Source organism: Erythrobacter sp. JB3-1, from assembly GCF_057364995.1.
In genome coordinates, this window is the sequence record NZ_CP200289.1 from 185,340 (window position 1) to 211,521 (window position 26,182).

General features: G+C 59.8%; 22 protein-coding genes. 17 read left to right on the forward strand and 5 right to left on the reverse strand.

Translation table 11 applies throughout. The annotated features are described in order from the left end of the window. The first annotated feature begins 25 nt into the window (after positions 1 to 25). The 8 genes from AC0V6M_RS00950 to AC0V6M_RS00985 all read left to right on the forward strand — a co-directional run bounded on the left by AC0V6M_RS00950 (position 26) and on the right by AC0V6M_RS00985 (position 7,232). The gene (locus AC0V6M_RS00950) at positions 26 to 1,027 is read left to right on the forward strand and encodes a GNAT family N-acetyltransferase (protein WP_486136998.1); all 1,002 of its coding nucleotides are present in this window, start codon (positions 26 to 28) and stop codon (positions 1,025 to 1,027) included. Continuing rightward, complete coding sequence (locus AC0V6M_RS00955) at positions 987 to 1,115, forward strand: hypothetical protein (protein ID WP_486136999.1); 129 nt, start codon at positions 987 to 989, stop codon at positions 1,113 to 1,115. Before AC0V6M_RS00950 ends, AC0V6M_RS00955 begins: the two co-directional genes overlap by 41 nt. Further along, positions 1,112 to 2,023, forward strand: coding sequence for a cupin-like domain-containing protein (locus AC0V6M_RS00960; RefSeq protein ID WP_486137000.1), 912 nt, complete (start codon positions 1,112 to 1,114; stop codon positions 2,021 to 2,023). Before AC0V6M_RS00955 ends, AC0V6M_RS00960 begins: the two co-directional genes overlap by 4 nt. After that, positions 2,020 to 3,051, forward strand: a complete 1,032-nt coding sequence (locus AC0V6M_RS00965; RefSeq protein ID WP_486137001.1) for a GNAT family N-acetyltransferase — start codon at positions 2,020 to 2,022, stop codon at positions 3,049 to 3,051. Before AC0V6M_RS00960 ends, AC0V6M_RS00965 begins: the two co-directional genes overlap by 4 nt. 45 nt (positions 3,052 to 3,096) lie before the next feature. Continuing rightward, positions 3,097 to 4,032 carry an acyl-CoA thioesterase gene (locus AC0V6M_RS00970; protein ID WP_486137002.1) on the forward strand — a complete coding sequence of 312 codons (936 nt, stop codon included), beginning with the start codon at positions 3,097 to 3,099 and terminating at the stop codon, positions 4,030 to 4,032. Between the two features lie 73 nt (positions 4,033 to 4,105). Next, positions 4,106 to 5,632 (forward strand): carotenoid oxygenase family protein, encoded by a 1,527-nt coding sequence (locus AC0V6M_RS00975; protein WP_486137003.1) that lies wholly within the window; start codon positions 4,106 to 4,108, stop codon positions 5,630 to 5,632. Between the two features lie 101 nt (positions 5,633 to 5,733). Continuing rightward, the gene (locus AC0V6M_RS00980) at positions 5,734 to 6,396 is read left to right on the forward strand and encodes a hypothetical protein (RefSeq protein ID WP_486137004.1); all 663 of its coding nucleotides are present in this window, start codon (positions 5,734 to 5,736) and stop codon (positions 6,394 to 6,396) included. Between the two features lie 221 nt (positions 6,397 to 6,617). Further along, entirely contained in the window at positions 6,618 to 7,232 is a 615-nt protein-coding gene (locus AC0V6M_RS00985; protein ID WP_486137005.1) for a superoxide dismutase, read from the forward strand. A 105-nt stretch (positions 7,233 to 7,337) separates the two neighbouring features. Here AC0V6M_RS00985 and AC0V6M_RS00990 read toward each other — a convergent pair whose 3' ends face one another. Continuing rightward, on the reverse strand, positions 7,338 to 7,832 hold the full coding sequence (locus AC0V6M_RS00990; protein ID WP_486137006.1) for a hypothetical protein: 495 nt from the start codon (positions 7,830 to 7,832) through the stop codon (positions 7,338 to 7,340). A 268-nt stretch (positions 7,833 to 8,100) separates the two neighbouring features. Between AC0V6M_RS00990 and AC0V6M_RS00995 the strand changes: the two genes are divergently transcribed. The 5 genes from AC0V6M_RS00995 to AC0V6M_RS01015 all read left to right on the forward strand — a co-directional run bounded on the left by AC0V6M_RS00995 (position 8,101) and on the right by AC0V6M_RS01015 (position 13,908). Then, complete coding sequence (locus AC0V6M_RS00995) at positions 8,101 to 9,504, forward strand: H-type lectin domain-containing protein (RefSeq protein WP_486137007.1); 1,404 nt, start codon at positions 8,101 to 8,103, stop codon at positions 9,502 to 9,504. Positions 9,505 to 9,750: 246 nt separating this feature from the next. Beyond that, entirely contained in the window at positions 9,751 to 11,274 is a 1,524-nt protein-coding gene (locus AC0V6M_RS01000; protein ID WP_486137008.1) for a spinster family MFS transporter, read from the forward strand. A 202-nt stretch (positions 11,275 to 11,476) separates the two neighbouring features. Beyond that, entirely contained in the window at positions 11,477 to 12,163 is a 687-nt protein-coding gene (locus tag AC0V6M_RS01005) for a ferritin-like domain-containing protein (RefSeq protein WP_486137009.1), read from the forward strand. Between the two features lie 15 nt (positions 12,164 to 12,178). Further along, complete coding sequence (locus AC0V6M_RS01010) at positions 12,179 to 12,640, forward strand: GtrA family protein (RefSeq protein WP_486137010.1); 462 nt, start codon at positions 12,179 to 12,181, stop codon at positions 12,638 to 12,640. A gap of 356 nt (positions 12,641 to 12,996) precedes the next feature. Then, on the forward strand, positions 12,997 to 13,908 hold the full coding sequence (locus AC0V6M_RS01015) for an OmpA family protein (RefSeq protein WP_486137011.1): 912 nt from the start codon (positions 12,997 to 12,999) through the stop codon (positions 13,906 to 13,908). A gap of 78 nt (positions 13,909 to 13,986) precedes the next feature. Here the strand turns inward: AC0V6M_RS01015 and AC0V6M_RS01020 are convergent, their stop codons facing one another. After that, entirely contained in the window at positions 13,987 to 14,706 is a 720-nt protein-coding gene (locus AC0V6M_RS01020; RefSeq protein ID WP_486137012.1) for a hypothetical protein, read from the reverse strand. Positions 14,707 to 14,884: 178 nt separating this feature from the next. Here AC0V6M_RS01020 and AC0V6M_RS01025 point away from each other — a divergent pair, with 178 nt between their 5' ends. Next, positions 14,885 to 15,760 carry a LysR family transcriptional regulator gene (locus AC0V6M_RS01025; protein WP_486137013.1) on the forward strand — a complete coding sequence of 292 codons (876 nt, stop codon included), beginning with the start codon at positions 14,885 to 14,887 and terminating at the stop codon, positions 15,758 to 15,760. An 8-nt stretch (positions 15,761 to 15,768) separates the two neighbouring features. Here AC0V6M_RS01025 and AC0V6M_RS01030 read toward each other — a convergent pair whose 3' ends face one another. Both AC0V6M_RS01030 and uvrC read right to left on the reverse strand, forming a co-directional pair. Beyond that, on the reverse strand, positions 15,769 to 17,367 hold the full coding sequence (locus AC0V6M_RS01030) for an AbgT family transporter (RefSeq protein ID WP_486137014.1): 1,599 nt from the start codon (positions 17,365 to 17,367) through the stop codon (positions 15,769 to 15,771). A 167-nt stretch (positions 17,368 to 17,534) separates the two neighbouring features. Continuing rightward, positions 17,535 to 19,478 carry an excinuclease ABC subunit UvrC gene (gene uvrC, locus AC0V6M_RS01035; RefSeq protein WP_486139547.1) on the reverse strand — a complete coding sequence of 648 codons (1,944 nt, stop codon included), beginning with the start codon at positions 19,476 to 19,478 and terminating at the stop codon, positions 17,535 to 17,537. A gap of 79 nt (positions 19,479 to 19,557) precedes the next feature. Here uvrC and AC0V6M_RS01040 point away from each other — a divergent pair, with 79 nt between their 5' ends. The 3 genes from AC0V6M_RS01040 to AC0V6M_RS01050 all read left to right on the forward strand — a co-directional run bounded on the left by AC0V6M_RS01040 (position 19,558) and on the right by AC0V6M_RS01050 (position 23,296). After that, positions 19,558 to 20,778: a BaiN/RdsA family NAD(P)/FAD-dependent oxidoreductase gene (locus tag AC0V6M_RS01040; protein WP_486137015.1), complete on the forward strand. Its 1,221-nt coding sequence runs from the start codon at positions 19,558 to 19,560 to the stop codon at positions 20,776 to 20,778. A gap of 194 nt (positions 20,779 to 20,972) precedes the next feature. Next, entirely contained in the window at positions 20,973 to 22,484 is a 1,512-nt protein-coding gene (locus AC0V6M_RS01045; protein ID WP_486137016.1) for a WS/DGAT/MGAT family O-acyltransferase, read from the forward strand. Continuing rightward, positions 22,484 to 23,296, forward strand: a complete 813-nt coding sequence (locus tag AC0V6M_RS01050) for an esterase/lipase family protein (RefSeq protein ID WP_486137017.1) — start codon at positions 22,484 to 22,486, stop codon at positions 23,294 to 23,296. Before AC0V6M_RS01045 ends, AC0V6M_RS01050 begins: the two co-directional genes overlap by 1 nt. On the opposite strand, the gene AC0V6M_RS01055 is transcribed toward AC0V6M_RS01050, so the two are convergent. Continuing rightward, positions 23,293 to 26,151, reverse strand: a complete 2,859-nt coding sequence (locus tag AC0V6M_RS01055; RefSeq protein ID WP_486137018.1) for a TonB-dependent receptor domain-containing protein — start codon at positions 26,149 to 26,151, stop codon at positions 23,293 to 23,295. The genes AC0V6M_RS01050 and AC0V6M_RS01055 overlap by 4 nt on opposite strands. Between the last annotated feature and the right edge of the window lie 31 nt (positions 26,152 to 26,182).

Genomic DNA, 26,182 nt, shown 5'->3' on the forward strand with positions numbered 1-26,182 from the left:
CCCGCTTTTGGGTTGGAGCGATGGGATGCATGCCCTGACGCCTGCCCAAATCAGCCGCACTGCTTTCCTTGCCGCATGGGACGAGTTGACCAATTGCGCGGCCGAACCCAACCCCTTTTTCGAAGAGTGGTTTCTTTCCGCCTCGCTCGCCAATTTACCCGAAAGCGCGAGGGTCGAAGTGTTCGCCTATATCGTTGGCGGCGACCTGCTCGGCCTCATCCCGCTTGAGCAATCCCGTCAATATTATGGCTATCCCGTGCCGCATTGCGGCGCGGCGCTGCACGCAAACAGCTTTTGCGGAGCGCCCCTAATCGCCAAAGGGCATGAGATCGATTTCTGGCGCACCTTGTTCACCGCGCTGGACCACAAGCCTCGCCAGGCGCTGTTCCTGCATTTGCCGCAATTGCCCGCCGATGGCCCGGTGGCCGAGGGCCTGCGCGAAGCCTTGGCCGAGCATGATCGCCCGAGCGCAGTCGTGCACAGGGAAGAGCGCGCCATGCTAGACGCAGAAATTTCGCCCGAGGAATATCTTGAGACATCCATGACCAAAAAACGGCGCAAAGAACTGCGCCGGTTGCGCAAACGCCTGGCGGAAGAAGGCGCATTGAGCGTGGAGCGGACCGAAGGCGAAGAAGGCATTACCGAGTGGACCCGCGAGTTTCTCTCCGTGGAACGCGCAGGCTGGAAAGGTGCCGAAGGCTCCGCCCTCGCCAGCGCAGGCCATACCGAACAGTTCTTTACCGACGCCTTGGCCGGCGCAGCACGCTCTGGCCGGTTGGAACGGCTCGCCTTGAGGGTCGACGGGCGAGCCATCGCCATGCTCGCGAACTTCATCACGCCGCCGGGAGCCTACAGTTTCAAAACTGCGTTTGACGAGCGCTACGCGAAGTACTCGCCCGGCCTTTTGCTCCAGCTCGACAATCTGGAGCTGCTGAACAACGAATTTATCGAATGGGCCGACAGCTCGTGCCGCCGAAGGACACTCGATGATCGAGCGCTTGTGGCGCGAGAAGCGCAGCATCCATAGCGTCAACGTCGCGATTGGCGGAAAACTGCGCCGCGCGGTGTTTGAGCAATTGATGCGCCGCGAGCTGCGCAAAGGGACCCCGCAATGAACGCGCCCATCACAGACGCAAACGACTGGCAAAGCGCGCGCGCCTCTGCTCCGGCGATCTTTGATGCGAATGCGCGCGATCACTTTGCCGCGCATTATCCTGAAACGCCGCACACTCTGCGCCACGCCCTCGATCAGCATCCGCTGTTGGAGATCGAAGCGCTGGCCAGCATGGCGGAGCGCCTTCCAGAAGGTTCAGTCGAATACAATCGCGGCGATTTGCCGATTGGAGTGGATGGCAAACCGGACAGCAACGGCCTCACCATCGCAGAGACAATCCGCAAAGTGCACAAATCGAACAGCTGGGCGGTCCTTAAGAATGTTGAGCAAGTGCCATCCTATCAGGCATTGCTGCACGATCTGCTCGGCGAATTGCAGGCTGAGATTGAGGCCAAAACCGGCGAGATGCTGACCCCGCAAGGGTTCATTTTCATCTCCAGCCCCGATGCCGTGACGCCTTATCATTTCGACCCAGAGCATAACATTCTGCTGCAGGTGACGGGCAGCAAAGTGATGACCCAATTCCCCGCTGGCGATACACGCTTTGCGGCCGATGGTGAGCACGAAGCCTATCACGCAGGCGGCGCGCGCGAGCTCAAGTGGGACGATGAATTTGAAGGCCAAGGCCGTGAGTTTCCGCTTGGTCCGGGCGATGCCGTTTACGTGCCGGTGATGGCCCCGCATTTCGTGCGCAATGGACCGCAAAGCTCGATTTCGCTGTCGATCACGTGGCGCTCTAACTGGAGCTATGATGAGAGCGATGCGCGCTGCGCCAATGTGCTGATGCGCCGGATCGGCATAACACCCAATGCGCCAAAGCGCTGGCCCGCCAGCAACCGCGCCAAAGCGCTGAGCTTTCGCGTGTGGCGCCGCCTGTTTGGCCGCGCGGGATTGCCACCGCTGTCATGAACGCGCCCTTCCCCATCGACACGCAGCCCCAATCGGAGCTGGACCGCCTTGCGGAGGCAGATGATCCGCGTCGCGCTTTCTTAAGGGCGCAGTGGTTTGCATCGGGCCGCGATCCGGCAACGACCGAGCTTGTCGCGCGCAGCAATGATGGCAAAGCGATTGCCGCCTTTCCCATGTGCGAGAAGAAGCTCGGCCCCGTTGCAATTAAGCAGGTCGCAGGCGCCTATTGGCCGTTTCGCGGCGCTCCTTTGGACAGCAATTGCGCAGCGGAAGAGCTTGCGACTGCTCTCAAGGACAAGGCGCTTGCTAAGCAGCTCGGTAGTGTCTGGCGCATGGGCCCGGTGGTCGACGACGATCTCTCGCTGGATGTGCTCAAAGCCGCCGCAATTGAGGCAGGTTGGCGCGTGCTTTCACGCCCAGTTGGTCAGCTGTTCGTGCTCGATCTGGTCGCGCTGACGGCGTCAGGCAATTGGCCCTCCACCAAAGGGCAGCAGAAGGACCGCTGGCGGGTTCGTCAACTCGAGAAAACCGGTCCAGTCACTATTTCATACTTCACTGGCGAAGATTGGACCGATGAAACTCGCGATGCCATCGCCGAAATTGAAAGTAATTCCTGGGTCGGACAGCTCGAACAGGGCGGCGACACCAAGTTTCACGATCCAGCGCTGCGCTCATTCTGGGAAGGCATCGCTGAGGACCCTGCGATCGCCGCTATGATCCGCGGCAGCCTGCTGCATGTCGGCGATATACCGGCGGCCTTCACTTTTGGCCTCGACTGTGGCGACACGCGCTATGCCATCGCCAACAATTTCGATCAGCAGTTCCACAAGTTCTCGCCCGGCCGCGTTCTGCTCTATGACGACTTCACTAGCGCCGCAAAGCGCGGACTTGCCCGCATTGACTGGGGCCTTGGCGATGGCGGTTACAAGCGGCAAATGGGCGCCGAAGAGGCCTCCAGCGTCTCTGACCTTCTGTTTGTGCGCGGCGCATTGCCAGCCGCCCTGCTGCGCCGGGTGTGGGAACGCTAAGCCTCCTTGACCTTGCCGCCATCGCGCCGCATTGCGAGCGGCGAAATGAGCGACACTTCAGACAATATTCCGACCAATGAGCAGCTCGTCGATGGGCTGATCAAACTGCTTACAGTCGACCAGAGCACGCCGGACAACTTCACCGGCCGTCCGCAAAAAGGCGGCATGGGCCGCGTGTTTGGCGGCCAAGTGCTGGCGCAGGCTATTCAGGCCGCGCAGGCGACTGTGGATGAGCCTAAACAAGCGCACTCGCTGCACGCCTATTTCCTGCGCGGCGGCAAAGAAGGCCCGCCGATTGACTACCGGATCGCGCGCGATTTTGACGGGCGAAGCTTCTCCAATCGCCGGGTCGTCGCCAGCCAGACCAATGAAGCCGGCGAAAACAAGCCGATCCTCAATCTTACCGCGAGCTTTCAAACGCCGGAGACCGGGCTGGAACACAGCGATGCTGAGATGCCCGATGTTGAGGGGCCGGATGAACTGCGCAGCGATATGGATGTGCGCCGCGAGATGGTGTCGAAGCTGGGCGATAAGCTAAGCGAGGATCAGCGCCGGATGATGCTGCGCCCGCGCGCCATTGAAATGCGCACGATTGATAGGCTGCATTGGATGAACTCTGAGCCGCGCGAACCGAAAGCGCACACATGGTTTCGCACTGGCGCGCCGCTGCCCGCGATTGAGGATGACCCAGGGCTGCACCGCGCGGTGATCACCTATGCCAGCGATTTCACGCTGCTCGGCACGAGCGCCCTGCCCCACGGGCTCAGCTGGATGCGCGGCGAACTGGTCGGGGCCAGCCTCGACCACACGATCTGGTTCCACCGCGAAGCGCGCGCGGATGAATGGCTGCTCTACGCCACCGACAGCCCATGGTCCGGCCACGGGCGCGGATTTAACCGAGGCCGCGTGTTCAACCAATCAGGCGAGCTCGTCGCCAGTATCGCTCAAGAAGGCATGATCCGGCGCCGCAAGGCGAAGTAGAGCAGCCGGTGCAGCGCTTGTCCTTGATATCACCGCCCTCGCCGCTAGGCTGAGCGATCAGGAGAACACCGCAATGCAAATCACTCGTCAACCGCCGGTTAGAACGACGCTTGAACCCAGCAACCACCCGTATCTTTCCGGGCCATGGACGCCGGTTCACGAAGAGGTGGATGTGGATGAGCTGGACGTGATCGAGGGCGCGATTCCGGCCGATATTGATGGCATTTACCTGCGCAATACAGAGAACCCAGCCCATCAGCCGCTGGGCCGGCACCACCCGTTTGATGGCGATGCGATGGTGCACCAGGTGAACATTTCGGGCGGCAAAGCCAGCTATCGCAATCGCTTTGTACGCACCCAATGCTTTGAGGCTGAGCAGATCGCGGGCCAGGCGCTGTGGGGCGGGCTGATGGATCCTCCCGGAACGTCGCTGCGCCCAGGCTTTGGCGCGCATGGCGGGCTTAAGGACACCGCCTCGACCGACATTCTCGTCCATGCGGGGACCGCGCTGGCGACGCTCTATCAATGCGGAGAGGCCTGGCAGATGGACCCGGTGACTTTGGAGAACCTTGGCAAAGCGCCTTGGGGGCCGATCGACGGGGTCTCCGCCCATCCCAAGGTGGATGAGAGCACCGGCGAGCTCATGTTCTTCAACTACTCCGTGCACGCGCCTTACATGCATTACGGCGTTGTCGACCGGACGGGTAAGCTGGTCCATTACACGCCGGTCCCACTCGATGGTCCGCGCCTGCCGCATGATATGGCGATCACGCCGAACTGGTCGATCCTCAACGATATGCCCTTGTTCTGGGACGAGAAGCTGCTTGAGCGCGGCATTCATGCCGCTCGCCTGCACGAAGGCGTGCCGACCCGCTTTGCGTTGATCCCGCGCCATGGCAGCGCGGACGACATCCGCTGGTTCGAAGCCTCGCCGACCTATGTGCTGCACTGGACGAACGCTTGGGAAGAGAGCGGGCCAGACGGCGATGAAGTCGTGATGGAAGGCTATTACCAAGACGAACCCATGCCACAGCCGCTGGAGGAGCAAGGCGAACATGGCCGGATGATGGCCTATGTCGATGAGCACAGCTTCAAGAGCCGCCTGCACCGCTGGCGTTTCAACCTGACCACCGGCGAGTGCAAGGAAGAGCGCCTGTCGGATCGGATCGTCGAATTTGGCATGATCAACCCAGCCTTTGCCATGCGCAAATCGCACTATGTCTGGTCGACCACCACCCGGCCCGGCTGGTTCCTGTTCAACGGCTATGTCCGGCAAGACACCGAGTCCGGCGAAGAGCAGATCTTCACCCTGCCGGACGGCGTCTATGCCAGCGAGAGCCCGATGATCCCGCGCAAGGCCGCCGACGGCGAGACACTGGCGGAGGATGACGGCTATCTCGTCACCTTCCTGATCGACGAGAACAGCGGCACATCTGAGCTCGCCATCCTGGACGCCAGCGATGTGGCGAAAGGTCCGATCTGCCGCCTCGCTTTGCCGCACAAGATCAGTAGCGGGGTGCATTCCACCTGGGTCGAGCATTCGCAGCTCGCCAGCGATCGCTCCTTCAAGCTTCGCCAGTTGCAAGAGGCCGCTGCCTGATCGCGCGAGCGCGCACCGCCCTATACGTTTTGCAGATGCCCCGCCTGTACGCCTCCTGATAACACGGCTCGTGAGCATCAGAGCAATCAGGAGCATGACACGTGGCAAGCATCGAAGGCGGCAATAACGGCGTATCTGGGGTCGGCCCCGGCCAATCCGGTTCTGGCTCTGATGGGATCAGCGCCGCTGAGATGGCCAGCAATCTGATCGGCTCCTCCACCGGCCCGGCGGGTTTGGAGACCGACCGCCTCGCTGCCAGCGTCGATATGGCGATGCAGAGCATTTCGGACGGAACGTATCAGGGTACCGGCATAACCGACGGCTTCAGCGCCGCCGACCTCGAGGCTGCTGTGATGAGCCAGCTTGGCCCGCGGCAGCAAGGTCAGTTCCAAAGCTCGCTCGACACTTACAAAGCCTCTCCGTTCACCACGGCTGCACAGCAGCTTGCGGTTGATCTTCCGCTGCGTCAGCCGACGGGCCAACCCGGCATGAACACTGCGCAGGACCCCTATGGCACCGAGGTCCCCACTGAGCTTCCACAGTTCACCATGAGTTCGACTGATACCGCAGCCCACAGGTTTGCAGAGCTGCAACGCCAGCAACGCGCGGATGGTATGCGTCAGGTTGAGTTGATCACCGGTGGCCCGTTTTCCGGTCTGTTTGCGGCTGGCGGCGTGATTGCAGGCGCTGAGATGCATACAATCGAAGGACTGGCCTTGGTGGGTGAGATGGCCGACGGATTTACCGCGCCGCTTAGCCCTTGAACCAACGTCTTTACGGTTACATCCGCTACCAATCCAATTGCGATTGACAGGCCGATCCGTTTCCTGATCCAGCGTTAACTCCGCTCTGCACTCAGCGTGGGCGGGTGCGATCAGCCGCTCCTCCCCGCACAGCAGACGTCCAATTCCAATTGCGATGCAACCTTTACCCACGCCGTGCATTGTCCCTATAGCGATCCAGATTCCATAAGAGAGGGACCAAAGTGGCTTTCAAACTCATCGACTTACCTTACGCCGACACCGCACTCGCACCCGCCGTTTCGGCTGAGACACTGTCGTTTCATCACGGCAAGCACCATCAGACCTACATCGACAAGATGAACGCGGCGATTGACGGCACCGATCACGCCGATGCCTCGCTCGAAGCGATTGTTGGCGCGGCTCGTGGCAGCAACCAAGGCCTGTTCAACAACGCCGCGCAAACTTGGAACCACGGGTTCTACTGGCATTCCATGGCGGCGACCGAGACCGCACCATCGGACGAGCTCAAAGCCAAGATTGACGCCGCATTCGGCTCTGTCGACGAGCTTAAGGAACGGCTGAAGGCACGCGGCGCAGGCCACTTCGCCAGCGGCTGGGTCTGGCTGGCTGAAAAGGACGGCGCGCTCACCATCGAGGAAACCCACGATGGCGACACACTGGCTGACCAAGACGGCGTGAACCCGCTGCTGGTCGTCGACGTGTGGGAGCACGCCTATTATCTCGATCACCAGAACAAGCGTCCGGCCTATCTCGACGCGGTTGTCGGCTCGAAGCTCAACTGGGCCTTCGCATCTGAGAACCTCGCGCGCGGCACAGCCTGGGTCTACCCGGCCTAAGCCCAACACGATCACAGCAATGTGAGTGAAACAGCCCCTGCTCCGCCCCTCGCGGAGTGGGGGCTTTTTTTGGAACGCAGATACGCTTTTCAAAAGTGTGACTTTTCATCGTGACGCTGCCTGCTGGCGGAAATCATCCAGCGATACTGGACAGCGCGCGAGATGCGCCAAAACCGCAGAGTTATCCGGCTTTTGGCGGACACCTGCATATTTTCCGCCGCGCAAAATCACCCGCCAAATGCCGCTCTCAATGCGCCATTCCAGCTCGCGAAGTGTGACTTTTGGCAGCGCACTCAAAACAGCATCAGGCGCCGTCCCAATATCGCGCGGCTGCCATTCCTTCGCGAGCGCCGCATCCCACGCCGTACAGAAGCTCTCTGACCACATTTGCGTCCGCAACCGGTAAGCGCTCTCGCGCGCCATAGAGACCCTGCGCGCCGCCTCTGTCACTGAGCGCGTTTGCGCAAGCCACCCAATAAACTCCGCCTGCCTTAGCGGCGTCCAACCATCCACGCGCCGTTTCACCGAAACGGCATAGAACGGCGGAATGCGCTTTGGCGGTTTGCGAGGCTGAGAAACACGCGGCGGGTAGAATTTCATGGCCTTGTAAATACGCGCTCGATTGATCTGTAGGAAACACCAAAAGATCAAACGGAACTGCATATCTCGCCCTCGGGCAATCACAAAAACTTGATCGGAATTTTGCATTCCCAATCAGATTTGTAAATTTATGAAAACCGGGCTTTTTTTACTTTGTTGCCACGCATGGATAACGATATCTTCACTAGAAACGAGGTAGTGTTACTGCATGTCGCATCGAACCCTTGTTCGGCTAAGCGCCACATTTTCAAGGCTATTCGCCTGCGCCATGCTGCTGCTCGTCTGTCAGCCGGTATTGGCCGGTCGGATAGAGGCCGGAACATTCACCGCGCACGACACATTGGGGACCAATCGTACCCCTGATCGCGTCACCTTTCAGCAGCCCTTCGACACGCCGCCAATCGTGATCGGTATTCCTTCTCAAAACGGTGGCAATTCTGCGTCGATCCGGATCACCAATGTAGACACCACTGGTTTTGACGAACTGATCCTGGAGCCCGACAATTGGGATGGTCGCCATTTGGAGATGGTGATCCATTACGTAGCAATTGAACCTGGCCGCCATGTTTTGCCCGATGGCACCGTCATCGAAGCGGGTTTCACCGACCTTACCAACGTTCAATTCGGTAGCGGCTTTACAGGGGGCAGCGCAAGTTGGCGGAATGTCTCGTTTTCCGCTCCGCTTTTCGGAACTCCCCTGGTGTTGCACCAACTCCAAACCGCGAATAGCGAAACCCGCAACGTCGCCAATGAAAGCTCGCGCCCCCACATTACCTCTATCGTTCGCAGCCCGAGCACCTTGGGCTTTGATTTGGCGATAGAGCGCAGCCAGGCTAACAGCGGCCCCTTTCCATCATCAGAACAAATTGGATGGATCGCATTCCCGACAGGGACAACGGGCAGCTTTCCCGACACTGGTGGCTCCAGCATTACTTGGAACACGACGACTACGGGGGCGACAATACGAGGCTGGGATGACGGTTGCTTCAGCAACGCTCATGGACTTACCGGAGGCAGCCCAATTGTTGTCGCCAAGAAAATCAGCCGCAACAATAGTGATGGCGGTTGGCTGCGCTATTGCTCCATCACAGGCACAACGATTTCGCTGCGAGTGGACGAGGACAGAGACCAAGATACGGAACGTGCCATTGCCGCGGGGGACGCAGAGCAAGCAGCGATCATCGCCTTTTCAAAGAGCTTCCACGCTCTGCTAGAGGCGGATTTGGACATCACAAAGACGCGTGTTTCGATCAATGACGGTCTGAGCGGCGATTTCGCCATCCCCGGTGCGGTGGTCGATTATCTGATCACGGTTTCGAACACGGGCAATTCGCCGCCGAACCAGAACAGCGTCGCTCTGACCGAGATCATACCCGATGAGCTAAAACTCGTAGTCAGCGATTACGCTGGCCCGGGGAGCGGACCAATCGTGTTTGAGCAGGGTTCTCCTACGAGCGCGCTAACCTGTGCATTCATTTCCTTCGCAAACACCAGTGATTGCTATGAATTTTCGGAAGATGGAACCAATTTCGGCTATGTCCCGTCCGATAGTGGCGATGGCACGGATCCAGCCGTCCGCTTTGTTCGAATTCGCCCGGTGGGCTTCATGGCTCCCAATTCCGGCGGCGGCAGCCCCAGCTTCCGCCTGCGCTTGCGGGCGGTAGTGAACTAGCCACCGCCCCTTTGCACCAAAGCATGATTTGTTGCCTGCTAGCCCAGCACTAGAATGAGTGCCTTAGGAAAAGTATACGCCCCTCCCTCCTCCCTAACCATTCTCGCCGCAGAACCGCGCGCCGCGTCATTGGGCTTTACCTCTGGCACAAATGCGCAGAAGGTGCGGCCAAGCAAAAAAGCGGCGCGGTGGCGGAGCCGGGAACAACTAGGCCTGACATCGACGAATGCTGTATGGGAGAAATTGATGGCCGAAGCGACTGTGCACGCACCGACAGGTGCGGCTCCTCCTGCCTCCGAAGGTTTCGGAACGCCTGGCTACCGCGCCTATGTTCTGAGCGCCTTGCTCATCGTCTACATCTTCAATTTCATTGATCGCACGATCATCAATATCCTGACGGAGCCAATCAAGCTCACCTTTGGGCTGGAAGATTGGCAAATGGGCTTGCTCGGCGGGCCAGCCTTCGCCGTCCTTTACACCTTCATCGGCATCCCAATTGCGCGCGGGGCAGAGCGCTACAACCGCGTGGCTATCATCTCGGCTGCCGTTGTCATCTGGAGCCTGTTTACGGCCCTGTGCGGGTTTGCGATGTCATTCATGATGCTGTTCCTGTTCAGAATTGGCGTCAGCATTGGTGAGGCAGGATGCACGCCGCCCGCTCAATCTCTGATCGCGGATTATTTCAAGCCATCTCGCCGCGCGACCGCCGTTTCAGTCTACGCTCTGGGCGTGCCGCTGGGCGGAATGCTCGCCTCGGTTTTCGGCGGGCAACTGGCTGGGCTCGACGGCGCGCAATACGGCGCCTTTGTGAATTCAATCGGCATCGGTTCTCTGTTTGGCGATCTGGACTGGTCACAAGTTGAAGGCTGGCGTGTCGCCTTTGTCGTCGTTGGATTGCCAGGAATGCTATTGGGATTGATCGTATGGCGCAGCATTAAAGAGCCGCCGCGCGGCTATACCGATCCCGCTGCGCTCCAGGGCCTGGAAAAGGCCAGTTTCAAAGAGGCGCTGGCTGTTTTGGCGAAGAAGCCAGCTTACCGGCACATCGTGTTCGGTGCGACGCTCGCTTCTTTCGTCGGCTATGGCGTTGCGCAGTTCACCACCTCATTCCTGCTGCGCACGCACGGCCTAACGATCCAAGAAGCCTCTTTGCTCTACGGGGTTGTCTTGGGAATTATGGCAGCGATTGGTGTGTTCAGTTCTGGCTGGCTGGCAGACAAGATGTCCCAAAAATATCCCAATGCGCTCTCGTGGCTGCCCGCGATCGGTATGGGCGCATCCGTGCCGCTCTACGCATTTGGATTCTTAATGCCCAATCTCTGGCTGGCAGTGCCGGCGCTGATGGTGGCCGCGATGATCCACTATTTCTATCTCGGACCAATGTATGCGGTCTCAGGCGGGGTGGTCGACAGCAGAATGCGCGCAACCTCGGTTGCGATCACTTTATTTGTGGTCAATTTGCTCGGCTACGGCCTTGGCCCGCCGGTTATTGGCGTGCTCTCGACGGTGCTGAAGACTATGTTCCTCGACGGGCAAGCCCTCGGGCTGACGCTGGAGACGTGCAAGCCGCTGCTCTCGCTCGGCGCTGATGCGAAGGCCCTGCTGGGCGGCACAGAGCTAGAGGCGATGGAGGCCTGCTCCAGTGCGGAAGCGCGCGGGCTGCAGTGGTCGATTGTGATCTTCAGCTGCATTTATGGCTGGGCGGCCCTGCACTACCTGCTGGCGGGGCGGACCCTTCAACGCGACATGGTTGCCAATTCGCAAGAGTGAGGGGCAAATGCTGGGTCTAGGCGGTTTGTCAGGCTTTCGCCCGCCCGGCAGGTAGCACTCTGTGCGCTGGCAATAGAGCGGAGCGGAAGCCCTAGCTTTCGCCTGAGTTTTCGTGCACAGATTGATCAGGGCGCTACGGTATCAGCGCCATAGCTTTGTCAGTCACCGCTTTTGCCGTACCCTAACTCTATAGGAGAATGGCATGATCGATTGGTTTCGCCGGCGCTACCTGGACCTTTTGGGGTCAATCTACATCTACAACGAACATCGCGGATACACCGCGCTCGACCGCGTTCTGGAGGCTGTGCGGGCGCGCTGTGAACCCGGCGACCCGCTGATCACTATGATCGAAAAACACCGCGCGGATGAGCGCAAGCATTACGTCATGTTCAAGCGCTGGTTTGAGCTGCAGGGCAAGCATCCAATCCACCTCGACCGCACCTTTGGCCATATTGACCGCTTTATCGAGATCATGTTCGGCACCCCGATCGACAAGCTCGATACGCAGGCCGTGATCGAGCGCGATGAACTGTTTGAGCGATTGTGCCGGGTCATCTCGCTGACGGAAAAGCGCGGCTACAAACAGATCGAGATTTTGCTGAAGAACCCGTTTGTAAAATCTGACCCAGCCCTGGTGAAGATCTTTAAAGTGATCGAGCGGGACGAGCCCAGCCATTGGGCGCCCTATGACGGCTGGCTGCGCGACAATGCCAAACGCGAGCCGAAATGGTGGGAGCGCATGGTTGACGGCTTTATCCATTCAGAGCTGCTGTTCCTGAAATTGCCGATCCTGTTTCTCAACCCGTTTGTTACCCGCAAAGATGTGTGGGCGGATGACGGCGAGCAAGACCCGGATCGCTATTCCGACCGGCTGCGCTCCGCGACCTAACGAAACGCACTCAGAGTGAACGCAGCGGCAAAGCCTATCAAAGAGACGCCTGGTGGCCGCCCGCGCGGCAGCCTGATCACGCGCCTGCTAAAGGTGCGGGTCGGATGGATGCTGGTGCGCAACACCGTGGTCAGCACCGGGGTCTTTCTGATCGGGCTTGGCGTGCTGTGGCTGCTGGTCGAGCGCGCCGGGATGGGAAAGATCATCGCCTCTGGCATCGGTTTCGCCGTGGCTAACACCTTGCACTATTTCCTGGGCAGGAGCTGGATTTTCCGCGGGACCGAACGCGCGCTGGCCAGCGGATATGCTCTGTTCCTCATAAACGGTGCAATTGGCCTTGCCGTGACTATGGCGCTGATGGCGGTTATGCTGGCGCTGACCCCCATCGACTATATGGTCGCGCGCGTATTGGTGTCTGTTGTCGCGGGGCTTTTGGTGTTCGTGCTCAACGCCGTGTGGAACTTCCGCCGGGTCTAGCGGCAGCTCGCTCAGGCCCGTCTGACAGCGATTCTCTCTTACAACGCATACCGCTTGGCGAATTGTGACAAAGCCAATCCAATCGCCAAACGCGCAACGGTTCATCGCAACGGTTCGTCGCAGCAAGCGGTCAAACGACCCGTACAACTAACGAAACTGACCAATCTGTTCATCTGGGAGAAAGGTTTGAGTGACAGTCAGGCGTCACATGTCGCCTAAAAAGCGGCATCCAAGCGCACATGTTGTGCAGGAATTTTCGAGGGGGCTTTAGCAGTCAGACACGCCATCACAGGGGGCGGTCTAGCAAATGCCGAGACGACGAACGGCTGACTGCGATAGTTTTGAGGAGTACTTTAATGACTGCCATTTCAAAGAAGCATACCGCTCTTTTCCTGTCGGCTGTGATCGCCCTGCCCATGGCAAGCGGCGCAATCGGCCAAGAGCCTATGCCTGTTCCTGCCCAACAGGGTGAAGTGCTGACCACGGTCACTGGCTCACCGCCTGCTGATCTGTCGGGCATGCCAGAAGGACCAGAAATTGATGGCTTTATCTCGGCTCGCCGCGATGGTGAATTTCAAGTCACGACGGTTGATGGTTCACGCACAGCGATCCGTCTGAGCGATGGCACCGAGATTCGCGCCAAGGGCGGGTTCCTGGGTCTCAACCGTGACAAGCTGGGTTCTGAGCAATTGCTCAATGGCCTGCCAGTGTCGGTAAAAACAGTTGAATGGGCTGGCGGTCTTGTCGCCACCCGCGTTAACCTGAAGAACAAGGATCTGCGCACCGCTTCGATGATCCGCAACGGCACCGAGCAACAGTTCGGCGAGCAAGGCGCGGCAATCTCGAAGAACGCCGCCGCAACGGAGGCGCTGCGCGGCCGCTTTGGTGACATCGATCAATACAACATCAGAGGCACCACCAATGTCTATTTCGACACTGGCCGGTACAATCTTTCCAGCCAGGCGCGCGCCGAGCTCTGCAGCGCGGCTGAGCAGGCCAACACGATGGACAACGCACTGCTTCTGGTCGTCGGCTACACCGACTCAACCGGCAGCTATGAGATCAACCAAGAGCTGAGCGAAAAGCGCGCCAGCCGCGTGGTGAACTATCTGCAGCAGCAGTGCGGTTGGAAGCCATATCGCATGCTGACCCCCACCGGCATGGCAGAAGCCGATCCGGCAGCCGACAACTCAACCCCTCAGGGTAAGGCGCAAAACCGCCGCGTTGCGGTAAATGTCTTGGTCAGCAAGAGCGTCGAAGGCCTTTAATCTAGGCCACACTCTCTCCGATTGAAAAATGCGGGGCAGGCTTTGCGGCCTGCCCCGTTTTTTTGTGCCGCGCGTGAACTAAGCGTCCGGCAGGCCAAGCCAGTAAAACTCAACCCGCGAAACACCGCTGACGAGGTACTTTTGCTGGGCGCGGTATTCTTCCAGCTTTTGCAGCTCGGCAAACCCTTCACGCGTTTCCCATTCCACAAAGGTCACTTGGCCCGGAGCCTCCGGCGAAGACGCATGGGCTTCAAAACCGGGCGCGCGCATTTTGTATATGAAACGCCCGCCCACGCGCCCAACCAGGTCTTCGATCCCTCTGAAATAGCGGTCATAATCGCTCGGGTTCTCGGGATTAAACCATGCGGCCACGACTGTGTAATGCTTGTCCGCGCGGAACCGTAAAGAGAGGTCTTCCTTCAGTGTGTCGCTGTAGACCTTGAGTTCATTCCAAGCGTCGGGCCGGGTCGCCTTAATAGCTGGCCAATCAGGGTGATTTTCAAAGCGCTGCACGGCCTGTTCATCGGGCCAAGAGAAGAACGAAAACGCCTCTGGCTCAAAATCACTTATGACCTTTCGCTTCACCGCCAGCGTGCCATGCGGGGAAAAGCCGAATGACGAAGCGATCGGAAAGGCGGCTTGCGCATAAGTGCGCCGCGCTGCGCCGCCATCTGGCCGAACCTCAGAGGCAATTACCTGCAGCACTTGACCAGACTTCAGCTCAATCACGACATCCTTGGCTGGCTGCGCAGCGGACTGCGGCTTCGCGTGATCTTCAGCGAGCGCGGCGGATGGCATGCTGAGTCCTAAAGTCAGCGCACATACGAGCGAGAATGCGCAGCCGGGCCGGCGCGGAAAAGTCATAAGGGAAACTCCAAATTGGTAGAATACGCACCAATAATGGTCCATTCTCGTAAGTCTCGGCTAGATTTTCGCACCCTTTGGTGCATAAGCGTTCCACTATGGACGCTCACCGATGAATGACTGGGACGATTACCGCCTGATCCTCGCGCTGGCCCGCTGTGGGTCATTGCGCTCAGCAGCCGCCTCGCTCGGCCTTACCCACACGACCGTCTCACGCCGCCTCGCCACCTTGCAGGACGCGCGCGGACAATTGTTCGACAAAGCGCCCGGCGGATACCGCGCGACGAAGCTTGGCGAGGCCCTGATCGGCGTCGCGGAGCGGATGGAGCGGCTGACCCTGGATGCCGCGCGCCAGCAAAAGGCCTATGGCGAGGATCTGTCCGGTCCCATCACTCTGTCCCTGCCAGAGGCTATCGCCCAGTTTCTGCTGCTGGAAGAATTGCTCGAATTCACTGAGACCTATCCGACGATTAGTTTGACAGTTGAAACCAGCTACCGCTTTGTCGATCTGGATCGCAGCGAGGCGGATGTTGTCGTTCGGGGGGCGCAGAAGCCGCCAGACCATCTGGTTGGCCGGCGGCTGTTCCCCAATTGCGTGACCTATTATGCGGAACGCGGTTATCTCGCCCGAACGCCGGAGGAGAAGCTGCGCTGGATCGCGCCTTCTGCCGCGGCGACCGATCCCGGCTGGCTGGCGGGCTCGCCCTACCCCGACGCGCCGATCGCGCTAATGATCGACGATATCACCGCCCGGCACCGCGCCTTGGTGAGCGGCCTAGGCCTAAGCCGTGGAGCTTGCTTTATGGCCGACCCAGAGCCGAACCTGGTCCGCCTCAGCGCTCAGCCGCCGGTCCCGCAGCAGGAATTGTGGGTACTGACCCATCCCGACCTCAGGCAGACGCCGCGCATCCGCACGCTGATGGAGTTCATCAGCAATGCCATCAACGCAAAGCGCGCCCTGATCCTCGGCCAGACCCGCGACGGCTGACGCTTGGTTTACGGCGTGTAGAACGTGGGCGAGCCCGGCCCCACTGGCAGGCCGAACACAAAGGTCCAGAGGTAGAAAAACACCGACCAAAACGCGATGAAGAACATCGAATAAGGCAGCATCATCGCAATCATCGTGCCCACACCCAGATCGCTCTTATACCGCGTTGCCCACGCCAGGATCAGCCCGAAATAGCTCATCATCGGGGTGATGATATTGGTGGTGCTGTCGCCAATCCGATACGCCGCCTGAATCACTTCTGGCGAATATCCCACCAGCATCAGCATCGGCACGAAAATCGGCGCGGTCACGGCCCATTGCGCCGAGGCGGAGCCGAGCGACAGGTTGATCAGTGCGCACAGGATGATGAACATGAAGAAGATGCCCGGCCCGGTCATCCCGGTCTCAACCAGGAAATTCGCGCCCGTCACAGCGGTGATCGCGCCCAGATTGGTCCAGCCAAAGAAGGCAACGAACTGCGCGGCAAAGAACACCAGCACGATGTACAGGCCGAGCGAGGACAGCGCAGCGGCCATTGCGTCGATGATATCGCGGTCGGTCTTCATCGTCCCAACCGCGCGGCCATAGGCATAACCAAGCGCGACGAAGAAGATCAGGATCCAAACGACGAAACCATCGAAGAAGGGGCTGTCGATCCGATCACCATCATCGGGATTGCGCAGCACGCCCCATTCCGGCAGCAGCGTCAGCGCCATCAACCCCAGCACGCCCAGCAGCGCGAGGCCCGCCCAGCGCAGACCCTTGCGCTCATCAGCGCTCACTTGTTCCATCATCCGGTCATCCAAAATCGTGGGATCAGCCAGCGAGGAATCATATTTGCCGAGCTTCGGCTCCACGATGTAGATCGTGACCAGCGAGCCGATCAGCGTGATAAGGACCGTAGAGGCCATCATGAAATACCAATTGGCGGTGGCGACCACAGTATAATCGGGGGCAATCAGGCGGGCGGCCTCTTGCGTGATACCCGCCAGCAGCGGGTCAATCGTGCCGATCAGCAAGTTCGCGCTATAGCCGCCGGACACCCCGGCAAAGGCGGCGGCCATACCGGCCAGCGGATGGCGCCCCAGCGCATAGAAAATCGCGCCGGCAAGCGGGATTAGGACGACATAACCGACCTCAGAGGCAGTGTTCGAGACGATGCCCGCAAACACAATCGCGACCGTCACGAGCTTTGGCGGGGCATTGAGCACCATGCTGCGCACAGCGGCGGACAGCAGGCCGGATTTCTCCGCCACGCCAACGCCCAGCATCGCGACCAGCACCACGCCCAGCGGAGCAAAGCCGGTAAAATTGTCGACCAGGCCAGTAAAGATGCGGCGGATCCCATCGCCGTCCATCAGGCTGACCGCGCGGATCATCCCATCCTCGGCCACACCCTTCGCGCCCAGCGGACGCGGATCTTCCACCGCGACACCCATCCAACCAAGCAGGCCAGAGAGCAGCACAATCCCAAGCGCCAGAACCGCAAACAAAGTGACCGGATGCGGCAGCAGATTGCCAAGCCATTCGACCCCATCAAGAAAACGGGTGAAGGCGTTGCGCTTGCCTTGGGTGTGCTCGTCAGTGGTGGCGGGAAGCTCGCTCATTGATTGCTCCGGTCAGTTGGGGTTACCCGTGATAATCAGGCAAAGATGAACGCAAGATCGTTAAGGGCTTGGAGCCGCATGGCAAGGGGGGATGTCGTGGCGAAAGAACTCCGCTGGTCGTTTTGGAGAATGTGGGAATCCATAGACCACCCAATAGCGCCGCACGCTCACCCACCCGCGTGGTAGAAATCATAGATCGTCTGCGCCACTGCATCGCTGACGCCGGGCGCGCGTTGGAGGTCTTGCAGCGATGCCGCACGCACTTTGCTGGCCGTGCCGAAATGCAGCAGCAGCGCGCGTTTTCTTGCAGGGCCGATCCCGGGGATTTCATCCAGCGGAGAGGCGGTGATCGCTTTGGACCGCTTCGCCCGGTGCGCGCCAATGGCATAGCGGTGAACCTCGTCGCGTAGGTTCTGCAAATGGTACAGCACCGGCGAATTGGTCGGCAGCATCTTCTCGCGCCCGTCTGGGAAGTGGAACACCTCGCGCCCTTCGCGGCCATGATGCGGACCCTTGGCAATCGCGATCACGGCCAGATCTTCAATGCCGAGCTCTCCCAGCACTTCCTGCACGCTCGACATTTGCCCCTTGCCGCCATCGAGCAGGACGAGGTCGGGCCACACGCCTTCGCGCTCCCGGTCCGGGTCGTCCTTCATCGCACGGGTGAACCTGCGCTCCATCACCTCGCGCATCATCGCGTAGTCATCATTGGTCTGGGCGGACTTGATGTTGAACTTGCGATATTGCGACTTTTCAAAGCCTTCCGGCCCGGCGACAACCATTGCGCCGACCGCCTTCGCGCCTTGAATATGGCTGTTGTCGTAGATCTCCACCCGCTTGGGCGGGGCATCCAGCTCCAGGAATTCTGCCATTTCGCGATTGGTCTTGGCCCGCGTGCCGGTCTCGGCCAGCCGCCGCTCCAGCGCCTCCACCGCGTTGCGGCTCGCCTGCTCCATCAGCTTACGCCGGTCGCCGCGTTGCGGGACGGAAAGCGCGACCTTCTTGTCCGCCACTTCGGACAGCGCCGCTTCGATCAGCTCGCTTTCCGGCAGCTCCCGGTCGACCAGGATCATCGGCGGCGGCGGCACTTCCTCATAGAATTGCAGGATGACGTTGGAGAGGATCTGATCCTCCTCCACGCCCTTCGTATGCGTCGGGAAAAACGCGCGGTGCCCCCAATTCTGCCCACCGCGAATGAAGAAGGCCTGGATGCCGACCTGCCCGCCCTTCGCATGCAGCGCGAAGACATCGGCATCGCCCACGCCGCTGGCGTTGATCGCTTGGCTGCCTTGAATGAAGGTCGCCGCACGCAATCGGTCGCGCAAGATCGCGGCGGTTTCAAAATCGAGCTCCTCCGCCGCCTTCGCCATCTGCTTTTCCAAGTCTTGCTGAACCTGCCCAGATTTGCCCGCTAGGAAGTTCTTCGCCTGATCCACGAGCTTGTCATAATCCGGCTCGCTGATCCGGCCGACGCACGGCGCAGAGCAGCGCTTGATTTGATACAGCAGGCATGGCCGGTCGCGGTTCTTGAAGAAGCTGTCGGTGCAGGATCGCAGCAGGAACAACTTTTGCAGCGCGTTGAGCGTGGTGTTCACGCTGCCCGCGCTGGCGAAAGGCCCGTAATAATTGCCCTTCGCCTTGCGCGCGCCGCGATGCTTGTGAATGCGCGGAAACTCATGATCGCTGCGCAGTAGGATGAAAGGAAAGCTCTTGTCATCGCGCAGCAGCACGTTGAACGGCGGGCGAAACCGCTTGATTAGTTGTGCTTCGAGCAGCAGCGCCTCAGCCTCGGAATTGGTGGTGATGATCTCCATCGCCCGGCATTGGCTGACCATCCGCTGCAACCGGCCCGATAGGCCATTGACCTGAGTGTAGTTCGCCACCCGCGCCTTTAGGCTGCGCGCCTTGCCGACATACAGCACATCGCCGCGCGTATCGAGCATGCGGTACACGCCGGGGATCGGTTTCAGGGTCTTCACCGTCTCCCTGATCGCGGTAACGCCAGCCTCCAGATTCGGCTGTGCACTCGCGACGGTATAGGCCGCCCGCTCTTCATTAAAGCGGTCCGCCCCATGGGGGTTGTCAGAGGTGCCAGCAGGTGTCCGGGCCATGCCCATCAGATAGGGACCGTGCGCCGGGGTTGGCAATGCGTGATTGGCATTGCGTGCACACCCGCCTATCGGTGCGGCCATGCAAGAATATGATGTGATCGTTCTGGGCGCGGGCGCCGCCGGGCTGATGTGCGCGGCAGAGGCGGGCAAGCGCGGCAAACGTGTGGCTGTGCTGGAAAAGGCGAATGCGCCGGGCAAGAAGATCCTGATCTCGGGCGGCGGGCGCTGCAATTTCACCAATTCGCGCACGACAGCGGCGAACTACCTCTCCGCCAATCCCCATTTCGCAAAATCAGCGCTCAGCCGGTACACGCCGCAAGATTTCATTGATCTGGTGAACAGCTATGGCATTGCCTGGCACGAGAAGACTTTGGGGCAATTGTTCTGCGATGGCTCGGCCAAGCAGATCGTGGAAATGCTGCTCGATGAATGCGGCAAAGCGGCGGCGCACGGCGGACAAGTTGATGTGCTGTGCGACGCGCATGTCAGCGATGTGGTGGAAGATGGCGGCGAATTTGCGGTCAAAGCAAACGGTCAGGCGATGCGCGCAAAATCGCTGGTGGTGGCGACCGGCGGGCCGTCGATCCCGAAAATGGGCGCGACGGATTACGCTTATGATCTGGCGCGGCAATTTGGCCTAAAAGTCGTGGAGCCGCGCCCTGCCCTCGTCCCGCTGACACTCGGCGGCGAGGACGTATTGTTCCGCGAGCTGTCCGGTGTGTCTGCGCCGGTGACCGCGCGCACTGGCGTCAAGAAGTCAAAGGTCGAATTCGAAGAGGCCGCGCTGTTCACGCACCGCGGCCTGTCCGGCCCGGCGATCCTGCAAATCTCATCCTATTGGAAGCATGGCGAGGAAATTGGGATCGACTTTTTCCCAGGCCGTCCATCAGGCTGGTTGGTGGAGAAGAAACGCCAACACCAACGAAGAACCCTTGAAGATGTAATCGGTGATGACCTGCCTAACCGTCTAGCGGCGGCGCTAGCGGATCAGATGCGGACCGATCCTGGCATATCGGGAATACTGGGCGAAAATCCCGATAAGGCCTTGCACCGAGCTGAACTGCGCCTTGCCGATTGGCGCTTTGCCCCCAACGGCACCGAAGGTTTCGCCAAGGCCGAGGTGACGATAGGCGGCGTTGCGACAAACGAGCTTTCCTCCAAAACGCTGGAGGCGAAAAACGTGCCCGGATTGTATTTCATCGGCGAGGCTGTGGACGTCACCGGCTGGCTGGGCGGGTACAATTTCCAATGGGCCTGGGCCAGCGGCGTAGCGGCCGCAGAAGCAATCGCCGAGTCATAATATTACAAAAACACCTTCCCTAAGGGCAAGACCTACCGCGTGCGTGAACTTGTCTCGCACAGGAAATGTCTATAGCGCTTATTCGTAGAGCCTAAAAATAGGTCGAAGCCGCCCGGTCTTGGGTTGGTTGTCCTCAAGCAGTGAAGCGACAGGACAGAAAAAAGCGGGAGAACACCTTGCGCCAATTGCAAGGCATGGATTCATCGTTCGTAGCGCTGGAATCGCCGAATTCGCCGATGCATATCGGCAACGTGCTGATCTACAATCCGGCGACGGCGCCCGGCGGGTTTGTCCGCTTTAAAGACATCCTCAGCTTCATCGAAGGCCGGATGCAGCTCTCCAAAACCATGCGCCAGCGGCTCGTGCGTGTGCCGTTTGACTTGGATTATCCGTATTGGATTGAGGACCCTGATTTCGATCTGGAATATCACGTGCGCCACGTCGCCTTGCCCAAGCCCGGCGATTGGCGCCAGCTGTGCATTCAGGCCGCGCGCATCCATGCACGCCCGCTGGACCTTAACCGCCCGCCGTGGGAATTCACCGTGATCGAGGGGCTCGACAATGTTCGCAGCTACCCGCCCGGCTGCTTTGCCTTCGTTACGAAGGTCCATCATGCCGCGATTGACGGGATGAGCGGGATCGATCTGGTGGAGGCGCTCCACACGATTACGCCCGATGTCGAGCCGCTGAAAAAAGCCGATACATGGAAGCCAGAAAAAGTGCCGGGCCCAGCGCAATTGCTCGGCAAATCCTATATCAATGCGCTGCTCAACCCGCTGAAACAGGCGCAAGTTGCGGCGCAATCCCTTCCTGGCGTGGCCAGCGCGATCAAGGGCCTGATCGCCCGCGATTTCAAACTCAGCACCGACATGGTGCCCCCGCGCACCCGCTTTAACCGCTCCATATCGCCGCACCGCGTCATTGAAGGCCGCGCCTTCCCGCTCGACAAATTCAAGTCGATCCGTACGCTCGTGCCTGAAGCGAAGGTCAATGATGTCGCGATTGCCGTGATCGGCGGCGCGCTCCACAAATATCTTACATCCAAGGATGATCTCCCCAAATCGACGATGACGGCGATGGCGCCGATTTCCGTCCGCTCAGAGGATGAGAAGGGCGATATGGGCAATCAGGTCGCGGCCATGATCGCCCCGCTGGGCACGCATATCGCCGATCCGAAAGAGCGGCTGGAATATGTCTATGGCCAGACCAGCAATTCCAAAGCCATGACGAACGCGCTGGGCGCGCGCACCATGACCGAGGTGAGCAAGGTCAATCCCGCGCTATACATGGCGCTGGGCGCGCAATTGTTCAGCCGGGTCAGCATCGCGCACAAGCTCGCCATGCCGTTCAACACAGTGGTGACCAACGTGCCTGGCCCGCCCGTGCATATCTACTCATCAGGCGCGCGGATGGAGAGCATGGCGCTGTCTCTCATTTGCCTGAACGATGGATTGGGCCTAGCCCATGTCGTGCAAAGCTATGTCGATGAAGCCTATATCAGCTTCACCGCGTGCCGCGATATCATGCCGGACCCAGAGTTTTACTCGCAGTGTCTGCAAGACAGCTATGACGAGCTGCTGGCGGCGGCATCTGCGGTCAGCAAACAGGCACCAAAGAAGAAGGCGACGAAACGAGCGCCGGCCAAGAAAACGGCAACGAAAACAAAACGCAAAACACCACAAAAACGGGTTGGGAAGAACACATAGTGGCGAGCATCGCACCAAATTCAGCCATGGAAGCAGATCGATTTCTTGAGGAAACGAAAGCCAAGCCGCCGCACCGCTTCTGGACACTGACCGAAGGCCGCGCCTTCTTTGAGCTGGGCGCGTTTTACGCCTCGCGCCCGATGTTGTCGCAGCCGCCTAAGGGTGATGGCCATGCTGTCATGGTCCTGCCCGGCTTCATGGCGACCAACAGCTCAACCATGCCGATGCGCCGCCTGCTCAGGGATTTGGGCTATGATGCGCATGGTTGGGATGCGGGCCGCAATGTCCGCGTCAATGAAGAGCTGTTGCAAGTGATCGAAGCGCAGCTGAAGGAGCTGTTTGAGAACACGGGCCGCAAGGTTTCCCTGATCGGCTGGAGCCTAGGCGGTGTGCTAGCGCGCGAGCTGGCGAAACTGCATCCAGAAAAGGTGCGCCTGGTGATTAGCCTGGGCAGCCCGATCTCTGATGATCGCAATCACACCAGCGCGGCGCGCCTGTTCAAGTTCTTCAACGGCGATGAGCCCGAGCATTTGCGCGGCGGACAGTTCCAGGGGCTGGATGTCGCCCCGCCGGTGCCGACGACGTCAATCCTGACCAAGACCGACGGCGTGGTCCACTGGCGCGGCTCCGTGCAGAAAAAGGGCGAGTTCCCGAGCGAGAACATCGAGGTTTACGCCAGCCACCTTGGACTGGGCGTAAACCCATCTGTGATGATCGCCATGGCTGACCGGCTGGCCCAAAAAGAGGGCACTTGGAAGCCGTTCAAACCAAGCGCGATGCGCCGCTGGATGTTTCCCAAACTCGACGTTTAGAACACCTTTCTAAAGTCGATGCCAACGAACCTGCCGGTTGGGTCGATCAATTGCGGCTGGAAGTTGATTGGCGTGTCACCATTGCTGTCGGTCACCCTGCGGCGCGCGTCAAAGATGTTGTCTGCGCGCAAAGCGATACGGAAGCCTTTTAGGAAACCCTGATCTTTGCCCAATATCCGGCCAAGGTCCGCGAACACGCGCAGATCGACGGTCGCAAGATCATCGAAAAACAGATCCGGCGACCCAAGCAAGGCCGAGCCATCAATCCGGGCGCTGCCAGTGTAGCGGCCCGAAATGCGCATCCCCATTCCATTGCGGAAAATGCCCGCCTCCAGCCGGGTCGCATTGCGCGCCTGACCAAAGGAACCGGTGGCATCGCCATCCAGCAGATCGAGCGGTTCCAGCCCCGGCGCGATCAGGATTTCATTCGCCAGCTCCAGCGTGTGCGTGAGGTTTACGAAATAGCGTCCGCGTCCATCACGGCCAAAGCCGCCGGTCAGCGGATTGCGGGGCGCTCCGCCTGCACCTTGCGGTCTGCCGCCCTGCGCCGCGCCAGCTTGTTCGCCGCCTCTGCCGCCTCCGCGCATCATCGCGGGGTCCATGCTACAAAAGCGCGTGCGGAACTCAGCAATCCGCTCTGGCGTGATCTCGCCATTTTCATCGCGAGCGCGTGATAGCATCCGGCCAAAACGCTCTGGATCGAAGCTCGGCAGAATGTCCGAAGTGTGTTCGCCAGCTTCAACCGCGGCGACCAGACGGGTGAGCACATCCAGTCCATCATCGGCGCAGATACGCGTTCGGAACGCCATGAATTGCTCGCGTTGCTCAGCGGTCGGTGGGCCGCCTGCGCCGCCGCCTCTACGACCTGCTCCATCAGGCCTGCCGCCAGCTGGAGATCCGCCTGCAGCAGGAGGCCCGCCGCGGCCACCACCGCCAGCCGCAGCACTTGACCCGCCAAAGCTGCCGCGCGTGGAAAATGTGAACTGCAGCCGCTCTGCGCGGGTTTCTGCAAAGGTCACTGCGCGGCTATCCAGCGCCACCAAGGTGCCGCCCGCATCACGCGCCACACGATCGGCAAAGGCGTTCTCAATCTCTTCGGTTAGCGCCGGAAAATCGCTGGTCACGTCATCGGAGCGATTGCGGATGTATTCCACGCCCAACCGGGACCCGCGCAAAAATGGCAGCGACCAATTGGCCGCAAAACGCCAGTCCCGCTGGGTCTCAGCCAGCAAATTAGGATTGCCGCCCGTGGTCACGCTCGCCAGCACAGTCTCGCCGTTCACAAAGTCGAACACGGGCGTGTTGAGCGTGATGATCTCTGGATTGCCGAGATTACCTAGCGACGGGGCGACTTCGCGCTCAATGTAGGTGGCGGTCAGGTCGAGGTTGTCGGTCGGAGCCCAAACGAGCCCAGCGGTCCAATCGGTAAGGGTTCCGAAATCTGACAGGTAATCAGCGCCAAATTGCGCGTTGAGGGTAAAACTGCCGATTGCATCCGCGAAACCGGTACGGGTGCTGGTGATCGGGATGACCAGATTGACCCCGCCCTCCAGATCGCCGCGCGTCAGGCGGGCATCGACAAACGAACGAGTGTCGCTGCTCTCAATGCGGTCCCAACTGTAGCCGGCATCGAAGGTCGCGAGCAATTCGCCGCCCGGCAAGTCAGCCAGCGGACCGCGCGCGGTCACTTTCGAAGTTGCCGTCCAACTGCGCGAGCGCGCCGTTTCAAATCCAGCCTCTGCCGAAGTCGGAAGGGCTCCGTCGAGCGCAAGTGTGCCCGCCAAGGCCGCGTCCTGGAGCGCCTGCGTATCAAAGCGCTGGTCGATTTCAGTTTCGCTATCAATCCGGCTGCCATCAAAAGTCGCGGTCAGGCGGAATGCGCCAAGTGGGCGGGTCAAGGAGCCGGAGGCTTCGTAAGTGTCGATCGACACACGCCGCTCCAGCGGGTCCTCCTCACCAAATGTCCGCAGCAGCGTATTGCCCGCGCCATCTTCCAGCTCGACGATATTGAGGCCGGACAGACTGCGGCTTTGATTGCGAGTGTAATTGAGGTTGGCGCTAAGCGACGTACCGCTGTCAACCAAGGCCTTAGCCCAGCTCACGCTGCCTTCCAATTGCAGGCTATCCGCGATTAAAGAGCGAAACTCCGCTTGGTCGGGATCACTCGCCAGTTCTGAGATGGAGCCCGGCGTCTGGATCAGATCGCGCTCGCTTTCCGTCAGCAGCGACAAATCGCGCGCTTCAAAATTCGCGTTAAACCGCCCGCCATCGGCAATCTTCAGAAAACCAAGCTCTTGTTCCAGAGCGATATATCCGCCGCTTGAAGGCCCTTCAAATTCCAGCTCGATCTCGCGGCTGAAATAATTGTCTTTCAGAATGAGGTTCACCACTCGGCGATCAGGCGAAAAGCCAAATCGCTGCGCGACCTCCTCTGGGAACACCTCGACTTTTTCGAGTGCTTCAGGCGGATAGGATCGCAGCTCGCGAAAGCTGCCGATACGAATGCCATTGACCAAAATCACCGGACGTCCGCCTCCGCCGCGCCCGCGCGCAGAGCCAGTCTGATTGGTAACCTGTGTCACCAGATCGGCAATCGAAGTTACCCCCTCACCAGCAATATCATCCTCATTCAGCTCCAATAGTGGGGCCTGCTCCACATCCAATTGACCGCGCAAACGCCGCCCCTGAACAACAATCTCGCCGCCAGAGGGCGTGCCACTGGCCGAGCCGAGTTCGATATCGGACTGTTCGCTTTCAGGCACATCGCGCTGTTGCTGAGCCAATGCGGGTGAGGCGGCCAAGCTGGCCAATCCGGCAAGGCTAGCCCCGGACAAAAGGAATTGGGAGAATTTCATTTGGTCCTCTTCAGACATCGGGTGCCCTCAG

Bases quoted from the DNA above. Each gene is read 5' to 3' on its own strand.
- AC0V6M_RS01025 (WP_486137013.1), top strand. From the start codon at position 14,885: ATGAATGACTGGGACGATTACCGCCTGATCCTCGCGCTGGCCCGCTGT.
- AC0V6M_RS01040 (WP_486137015.1), top strand. From the start codon at position 19,558: ATGCAAGAATATGATGTGATCGTTCTGGGCGCGGGCGCCGCCGGGCTG.
- AC0V6M_RS00955 (WP_486136999.1), top strand. From the start codon at position 987: ATGATCGAGCGCTTGTGGCGCGAGAAGCGCAGCATCCATAGCGTCAAC.
- AC0V6M_RS01045 (WP_486137016.1), top strand. From the start codon at position 20,973: ATGGATTCATCGTTCGTAGCGCTGGAATCGCCGAATTCGCCGATGCAT.
- AC0V6M_RS00975 (WP_486137003.1), top strand. From the start codon at position 4,106: ATGCAAATCACTCGTCAACCGCCGGTTAGAACGACGCTTGAACCCAGC.
- AC0V6M_RS00990 (WP_486137006.1), bottom strand. From the start codon at position 7,832: ATGAAATTCTACCCGCCGCGTGTTTCTCAGCCTCGCAAACCGCCAAAG.
- AC0V6M_RS01005 (WP_486137009.1), top strand. From the start codon at position 11,477: ATGATCGATTGGTTTCGCCGGCGCTACCTGGACCTTTTGGGGTCAATC.
- AC0V6M_RS00965 (WP_486137001.1), top strand. From the start codon at position 2,020: ATGAACGCGCCCTTCCCCATCGACACGCAGCCCCAATCGGAGCTGGAC.
- AC0V6M_RS01020 (WP_486137012.1), bottom strand. From the start codon at position 14,706: ATGCCATCCGCCGCGCTCGCTGAAGATCACGCGAAGCCGCAGTCCGCT.
- AC0V6M_RS01055 (WP_486137018.1), bottom strand. From the start codon at position 26,151: ATGAAATTCTCCCAATTCCTTTTGTCCGGGGCTAGCCTTGCCGGATTG.
- AC0V6M_RS00995 (WP_486137007.1), top strand. From the start codon at position 8,101: ATGCTGCTGCTCGTCTGTCAGCCGGTATTGGCCGGTCGGATAGAGGCC.
- AC0V6M_RS01000 (WP_486137008.1), top strand. From the start codon at position 9,751: ATGGCCGAAGCGACTGTGCACGCACCGACAGGTGCGGCTCCTCCTGCC.
- uvrC (WP_486139547.1), bottom strand. From the start codon at position 19,478: ATGGCCCGGACACCTGCTGGCACCTCTGACAACCCCCATGGGGCGGAC.
- AC0V6M_RS01030 (WP_486137014.1), bottom strand. From the start codon at position 17,367: ATGAGCGAGCTTCCCGCCACCACTGACGAGCACACCCAAGGCAAGCGC.
- AC0V6M_RS00950 (WP_486136998.1), top strand. From the start codon at position 26: ATGCATGCCCTGACGCCTGCCCAAATCAGCCGCACTGCTTTCCTTGCC.
- AC0V6M_RS01015 (WP_486137011.1), top strand. From the start codon at position 12,997: ATGACTGCCATTTCAAAGAAGCATACCGCTCTTTTCCTGTCGGCTGTG.
- AC0V6M_RS00960 (WP_486137000.1), top strand. From the start codon at position 1,112: ATGAACGCGCCCATCACAGACGCAAACGACTGGCAAAGCGCGCGCGCC.
- AC0V6M_RS00970 (WP_486137002.1), top strand. From the start codon at position 3,097: ATGAGCGACACTTCAGACAATATTCCGACCAATGAGCAGCTCGTCGAT.